Annotated in this window: 6 protein-coding genes; 4 read left to right on the top strand and 2 right to left on the bottom strand. The window is 72.3% G+C overall.

Going from position 1 to position 7,185, the window contains the following annotated elements; genetic code table 11:
- The 3 genes from VF612_RS14840 to polA all read left to right on the top strand — a co-directional run.
- A partial coding sequence (locus tag VF612_RS14840) for a GNAT family N-acetyltransferase (protein ID WP_408660628.1) occupies window positions 1-360 on the top strand: 360 nt, incomplete at its 5' end.
- The gene (locus VF612_RS14835; protein ID WP_408660627.1) at window positions 357-809 is read left to right on the top strand and encodes a PaaI family thioesterase; all 453 of its coding nucleotides are present in this window, start codon (window positions 357-359) and stop codon (window positions 807-809) included. The genes VF612_RS14840 and VF612_RS14835, both read left to right, overlap by 4 nt.
- 43 nt (window positions 810-852) lie before the next feature.
- Window positions 853-3,570: a DNA polymerase I gene (gene polA / locus VF612_RS14830; RefSeq protein ID WP_408660626.1), complete on the top strand. Its 2,718-nt coding sequence runs from the start codon at window positions 853-855 to the stop codon at window positions 3,568-3,570.
- Window positions 3,571-3,672: 102 nt separating this feature from the next.
- Here polA and VF612_RS14825 read toward each other — a convergent pair whose 3' ends face one another.
- Window positions 3,673-4,416: a class I SAM-dependent methyltransferase gene (locus tag VF612_RS14825; protein ID WP_408660625.1), complete on the bottom strand. Its 744-nt coding sequence runs from the start codon at window positions 4,414-4,416 to the stop codon at window positions 3,673-3,675.
- A 90-nt stretch (window positions 4,417-4,506) separates the two neighbouring features.
- Here VF612_RS14825 and VF612_RS14820 point away from each other — a divergent pair, with 90 nt between their 5' ends.
- Window positions 4,507-5,961: a hypothetical protein gene (locus VF612_RS14820; RefSeq protein ID WP_408660624.1), complete on the top strand. Its 1,455-nt coding sequence runs from the start codon at window positions 4,507-4,509 to the stop codon at window positions 5,959-5,961.
- Here the strand turns inward: VF612_RS14820 and VF612_RS14815 are convergent.
- On the bottom strand, window positions 5,922-7,185 hold a 1,264-nt coding region (locus VF612_RS14815; protein ID WP_408660623.1), incomplete at its 5' end, for a hypothetical protein. The two genes, VF612_RS14820 and VF612_RS14815, sit on opposite strands and share 40 nt — an antisense overlap.

The following is a 7,185-nucleotide window of genomic DNA, read 5'->3' as shown; positions in this document are numbered from 1 at the left end:
CTGGTCGAGGAGCACATCGGGGTGCTGGCGCCCACCACCACCCTCTACATCTCCCACCTGCTCGTCGCGCCGTCGTTCCGCCGGCGCGGCGCCGGCCGGGCGTTGCTGACCGGAGCGGTCCGGCACGCCGAGGACCGCGAGATCACCCATGTGGTGGTCGGGGTGCAGGCCGGCGCCCGGGACGCCAACCGCTACCTGGCCCGGCTGGGCTTCGCGCCGCTGGTCGTCCGCCGGATCGCCTCGGTCGCCGCCCTGCGCCGCAGCCTCGGAATCGTCGACACCATGGACCGGGTCGCGCTGCGACGCCGCCGCACCGTGCGCGGGGTGATCCCGGGCCGTGTGGTAGGCAGAGGGGCATGATCACACCCGCTCAGCAGGCCATCATCGAGGACTTCCGCAAGCGCTGGGACGGCACCGGCGAGCAGCTGGCCGACCGGATGGGCATCGAGTTCGTCGACACCAACCCGAACCATCTGGTCGCGACCATGCCGGTGGCCGGCAACCGCCAGCCGTACGGGCTGCTGCACGGCGGCGCGTCGGCGGTGCTGGCCGAGACCGTCGGGTCGTACTCGGCGGCCCTGCTGGCCGGGCCGGACCACATCGCGGTCGGCATCGAGCTCAGCTGCAGCCACAGCCGCTCGGCCAGCGAGGGCCTGGTGACCGCCGTCTGCACGCCGATCCACGTCGGGCGCACGCTGTCGCTGTTCGAGATCGTGATCACCGACGAGAAGGGCCGCCGGACCTGCACCGCGCGGCTGACCTGCGCCATCCGGCCGGCCCACCACGCGGGGCTGGCAAGCGCCACCTGAGCGGGGACCGGGCTGTCGGACCGTGGGCCTAGACTCAGCCAGCGTGACAGCCACTGTGACAGCCACCGACGTGCCCAGACTGCTCCTGATCGACGGCCATTCGATCGCCTACCGGGCGTACTACGCGCTGCCGGTCGAGAACTTCTCCACCAAGGCCGGTCAGCCCACCAACGCGGTGTTCGGCTTCACCTCGATGTTGATCAACCTGCTGCGCGACGAGCAGCCCAGCCACCTCGCGGTCGCCTTCGACGTCAGCCGGCAGACCTTCCGCAGCGAGTCCTACCCCGAGTACAAGGCCAACCGGTCCAGCACCCCGCCGCCCTTCCAGGGGCAGCTCTCGCTGATCCAGGAGGTGCTGACGGCCCTGCGCATCCCGATGCTGTCGGTGCCCGGCTACGAGGCCGACGACGTGATCGCCACCCTGACCGAGGAGGCCGCCGAGCACGGCATGCAGGTGCTGATCTGCACCGGCGACCGGGACGCGCTGCAGCTGGTCAACCCCCAGGTCACCGTGCTGTACCCGAGGAAGGGCGTCTCCGAGCTCACCCGGTTCACCCCGGAGGAGGTGCAGGCCAAGTACGACCTGAGCCCGGCCCAGTACCCGGACTTCGCCGCGCTGCGTGGCGATCCCAGCGACAACCTGCCCGGCATCGTGGGGGTGGGGGAGAAGACCGCCGCCAAGTGGATCAGGGAGTTCGGCTCGCTGGACGCGCTGGTGGAGCGGGTCGACGAGGTCAAGGGCAAGGTCGGCGACGCGCTGCGGGAGAACCTGGGTTCGGTGCTGCGCAATGCCAAGCTCACCAGGCTGGTGCGCGACCTCGACCTCGACCTCGGGGTCAGCGAGCTCAGCCGCCAGCAGTGGGACCGCGACGAGGTGCACCAGCTGTTCGACAACCTGGAGTTCCGGGTGCTGCGTGAGCGGCTGTTCGCCACCCTGTCCGCTCCCGAGCCGGAGGCGTCGGAGGGCTTCGACGTCGACGTGGAGCGGCTCGGGCCCGACGCGGTGGCCGGCTTCCTCGCCGAGCACGCCGCCGATGGCCGCCGGGTCGGGGTGTCCTTCGGCGGCACCTGGGGACGGGGCGCCGGTGACCTGCACTCGGTCACGCTGGCCTGTGCCGACGGCGCCGCCGGCTGGGTCGAGGTGGCCGACCTGACCGAGTCCGACGACAAGGCGCTGGCCGGCTGGCTCGCCGACCCCGAGCGCCCCAAGGCCTGCCACGACATCAAGGGCCCGGTGCTGGCGCTGGCCCAGCGGGGGTGGAAGCTGGCCGGGGTCACCTCCGACACCCAGCTCGCCGCCTACCTGGTGCAGCCGGGCCAGCGGGCCTTCGACCTGGCCGACCTGGCGCTGCGCTACCTCAAGCGCGAGCTGCGCGACGAGTCCGGCCCGGCCACCGGCCAGCTGACCCTCGACGGCGGGCTGGAGGAGTCCGACAACGCCCGGGCGCAGGCCGAGGCGGTCCGGGCGTCGGCGATCCGTGACCTGGCCGACGCGCTCGACGCAGAGCTGGCCACGCGCGGCGGGGCCGCCCTGCTGACCGATCTCGAGCTGCCGTTGACGTTCGTCCTCGCCGACATCGAAGCGACCGGAATCGCCGTCGACGTCGATCACCTCACCGAGCTGCAGTCCGAGCTCGGCGCGGCGGTGGAGCAGGCCGAGGACGAGGCGCACGCGATCGTCGGCCGCCGGTTCAACCTCGGATCGCCCAAGCAGCTGCAGCAGATCCTGTTCGACGAGCTGAAACTGCCCAAGACCAAGCGGACCAAGACCGGCTACACCACCGACGCCGACGCGCTGGCCTGGCTGGCCGAGGCCAGCGACAATCCGCTGCTGCCGATCCTGCTGCGCCACCGCGAGGTCACCAGGCTGAAGTCGGTGGTCGACTCGCTGCTGCCGATGATCGATGAGCTGGGCCGGGTGCACACCACCTTCAACCAGACCATCGCGGCCACCGGGCGGCTGTCCAGCGTCGACCCGAACCTGCAGAACATCCCGGTCCGCACCGCCGAGGGCCGACGGATCCGGCAGGCCTTCGTCGTCGGGCAGCGTCCACCCGGGGCGTTCGAGTCGCTGATGACCGCCGACTACAGCCAGATCGAGATGCGCATCATGGCGCACCTGTCCGAGGACGCGGGCCTGATCGAGGCCTTCACCTCCGGCGAGGACCTACACACCTTCGTGGCCGCCCGCGCCTTCGACGTGCCCGCCGAGGCCGTCGATGCCGACCTGCGCCGCCGGGTGAAGGCGATGAGCTACGGCCTGGCCTACGGGCTGTCGGCCTACGGGCTGGCGCAGCAGCTCAAGATCACCCCGGACGAGGCAAAGGGCCAGATGGAGGCCTACTTCGCGCGGTTCGGCGGGGTCCGGGACTATCTCTACTCGGTGGTCGGCGAGGCCCGCCGGACCGGTTACACCGAGACCATCATGGGCCGCCGGCGCTACCTGCCCGACCTGAACTCCGACAACCGGCAGCGCCGCGAGATGGCCGAGCGGATGGCGCTCAACGCCCCGATCCAGGGCAGCGCCGCCGACATCATCAAGGTGGCCATGCTCGGGGTGCAGCGTTCGCTGGCCGACTCCGGGCTGGCCTCGCGGCTGCTGCTGCAGGTGCACGACGAACTCGTCCTGGAGATCGCGGCCGGTGAGCGGGAGCAGGTCGAGGCGCTGGTGCGCCAGGAGATGGCCGGCGCGGTGCAGCTCACGGTGGAACTCGACGTCAGCGTCGGGGTCGGCCCGAACTGGGACGCCGCCGCGCACTGAGCGCTGGCCCCGTACCGGCCGCGCTCAGGTAAGGGTCAGCTCAGTACGGGTCAGCTCAGGTACGGGTCAGCTCAAGTAAGGGTCGACTCAGTACGGGTCAGCTCAGTACGGGTCGGCCCGGTCGGAATGGCCGACCAGCCGGGCCAGCGGGTAGAGCCGCAGCCGCAGCAGCACCTTGATGCCCACGTTGCGCAGCCACCACGGCAGCTCGGCCAGGATCCGCAGCCGGTCGGCCCGCGACACCGGCGCGGTCACCGCCGCGACCTCGAACCGGGCCAGCGAGCCGGTCCGGTCCAGGTAGCGCAGCCGCCGGCTGGGCAGCACGTGCCGCAACAGCCCCAGCGTGACCCCGATCGAGGAGTAGGCGTCATGGATGCAGAGCCGGGCGCCGTCGGGCAGGAACTCACTCCACCGCAGGTCATCCGACAGCGTCCAGTAGTCGTGCTTGCCGTCGATGTACAGGAAGCTGACCGGCTCGGTCCAGGACGGCCGCAGCTCGGTGCTCCGGGCCTGCCGCAATTCGACCTGCTCGACCAGGCCGGCGCGTGCCAGGTTCGACTGGAACCGGTCGCGGGTCGCCAGGCCGCCGAACATCGTTCCGCCGACGAAGGGGTCGATGGCGACCACCCTCGCCTGCGGGGCAGCGGCGGCCAGCACCACGGTGGAGCGGCCCTGGTGGCTGCCGATCTCCACGATCAGCCCGCCGGCGGGCACCCGGCGTGCCTCGTCCCACAACGTCCTGGCCTGGGCCTCGGTCAGCCAGCCGCCGATCTCGCGGACCTGGCCGAACACCGTCTGGAAGTCCGGCGGGGACGGGGCGGCGGGTTGCTGCGGTGGGGTGGGCACCGCTGGACAGTACGGCAGGGCAGATCACGATGTAGCCACGCGCCGGTATTGCGTGCGCTTGCCGGCCGGTCGTGGTGTTGGATGATCGGCATGCCTGTACCCCCTCTCAGCCGCGGTGGCGTTCTCGCGGCCACCGGCACGGCCCTGGCGCTGCTGCTGGCCGGTTGCGGCGAAGCCTCGACCCCGATGACGGACCGCCAGAAGAACGTGCGCTCCACCGACAGCAACGTCAAGATGACCGACTGCGCCTCGGAGTGCACCGGTGAGCTGGACGGGGCCAAGTACGCCATCAAGCTGCCGCAGAAGTGGAACGGCACCCTGCTGCTGTACTCGCACGGCTACCGGTTCGCCGAGCCCGCGCCGCCGACCTTCGACCCGGTGAACACCAATGCCCAGGTCAGCTCGACCGACACCGACGGCACCGGCTCCGATCCGCTCACCGCCAGCCTGCTGGACGCCGGCTACGCGCTGGCCGGCTCGTCCTACAAGTCCAACGGCTGGGCCGCCGCCGACGGGGTGAAGGCCGGTGTGGACCTGCACGCCCAGTTCGTGAAGCTGGTCGGCGCCCCGAAGCGGACCTACGTCTGGGGTGATTCGCTGGGCGGGCTGGTCACCGAGCTGCTCGCCGAGACCCACCCGGAGTGGGTGGACGGGGCCGCGCCGATGTGCGGCGTGCTGGCCGGTCCGAACTACAACTTCGATGCCGCCCTGGACGTCGCCTTCGCCGTCAAGGCCCTCATCGACCCGCAGCTGAAGCTGACCGGCTACAGCAGCCAGGCGGACGCCACAGCCAACTGGCAGCACGCGTCCGCAGCCGTGCAGCAGGCCGCCGCGGACGTGGCCGGCGGCGGCACCGCCAAGGTGATGTTCATCGGCGCCCTGGTCGACGCCCCCACGGCGACCCAGACCTACGACGGCCACGACCTGCCCTCGCAGGTCAAGGCCCGGGTCGAGGCGGTGCTCACCGCGCTGGCGTTCGGCACCAGCGGCCGTTACGAGCTGGAGCAGCGGATCGGCGGCAACCCCTCCAGCAACGCCGACGCCGACTACCCCAGCCGGATCGACACCGCCGAGGCCACCCTGATCGGCACCGTCGGCGGCAAGGTCGAGCCGTTGCAGCAGCGGTTGGCGGCCGAGTCCCGGATCACCGCCGACCCGACCGCGCGGGATGCCTTCGAGGCGCTCGGTGACCCGAGCGGCAACCTGGTGGTGCCGACGGCGACCATGCACACCGAGCAGGACCCGCTGGTGCTGGTGCAGAACGAGACCGTCTTCGCCGAGCGGGCGGCCGCCGCGAAGCGCTCGGCCCGGTTGGTGCAGTTCTACATCGCGCCGCCGAAGACCTACTCCGAGACCGAGAAGGCGCCCTACGGCGCGGGGCACTGCAGGTTCTCCGACGGCCAGCGGCTTGGCCTGATCAACGTCCTGGACGGCTGGGTGCGGCGCTCGATCCACCCGAGCGCGGGTGGTTCGGCCAGCCTGATCGGCGAGGGCGCCGACCCGGCCTACCAGCCGGGGCCGTGGCCGGGCGCCGAATCCAGCTGAGCCGTCGCCCGGCGACCACGCAGGTAGCCGGGCGCCAGCCGCAGCAGCACCCCGGCGACCGCGGTCAGCAGGTTCAACCCCGCCATCAGCCCGATCACCAGCCGCACTGACGGGTGCGGGCCCAGGCTCAGGACCAGCACCGCCTCGCCGGCCACGGTGGCCCAGATCAGGACGGTGACCGCCAGGCTGCGGACGGCGAGCCCGGCGACCAGGGTGAACTGCAGCAGGGCCAGGCAGCAGCCGAGCAGCGCGAACAGCCAGGCGTCGGCGCGCAGCTGGGGGTAGCGCCCGCCGCCGACCACGTCGGTGACCAGGGCGCTGAGCAGCCAGCTGCCGGTGACGATGGCCAGCCCGAGGGCGGCGATTCCGGCCGCGGCGCGGGCGAACACCCGGTGGTGGCGCTCAGCGTCGGTCAGCGAGGCGAATAGGACGTTGGCCACCGACTGCGGCAGCCACAGGCTGGCCTTGGTCAGCACCGAGCCCGCAGCGTAGACCGCGGCCGCCGAGGTGCTGAGCACGTGCCGGGCCAGCAGCACGTCGCTGACGCTGAGCAGCAGGAACGCCCCGTAGGCGTGGGAGGCGTGCCCGGCCTCGGTGGCCAGCGACACCAGGGCGTGCCGGCCGCGCCGGCGCAGCTCCGGCAGCGCCAGGACGCACCCGGCGGCCGGCACGCTCAACCCGACCGCCAGGGCGGCGATGGCCGAGGTGCTGGTGCCGCCGACGAGCAGCCCGATCAGGCCGGCCCCGGAGCGCCCGGCAGTCCCGACGAAGGTCGCTACGGCCAGCCCCGTGAGCCGCCGCTCGCCCTGCCAGACGCCCTGGCACAGCCCCTGCAAGGCGGTGCCGGGCATCGCGAGCGCGACCAGCAGCGGGCCGGCCAGCCCGGGCAGGTGCAGGAAGGCCACCAGCGCGGGGGACAGGGCAGCGATCAGCAACGCCGCTCCCACGCCGATCACGGCCCCGGCCTCGAGCAGGCCGTCCGCCGAGCCGGTCGCCACCCGGCGGGCGGCGACCGCCTGCAGCGCGAACGCGGGCACCGAGCCGATCAGCAGGAGGTTGAGCAGCGTGACCAGCTCGGCGTAGTCGGCAGTCCCCAGCCGGCGGGCGGCGGCCAGCAGCAGCAGGTAGCTCAGCAGGTTGCCCGCCCAGCCGGCCACCGTCACCCCGAGCAGGCCACGCGTGAGCGGGGCTCCCGGCTCGGCCGGCTGCCGGGGTGAGTGGGAT

This window comes from Jatrophihabitans sp., assembly GCF_036388195.1.
In the GTDB taxonomy this organism is placed as follows: Bacteria; Actinomycetota; Actinomycetes; order Mycobacteriales; family Jatrophihabitantaceae; genus Jatrophihabitans_A.
Note: the sequence above shows the minus strand (reverse complement) of the source record. Positions and strands in the feature narration are given on the sequence as shown.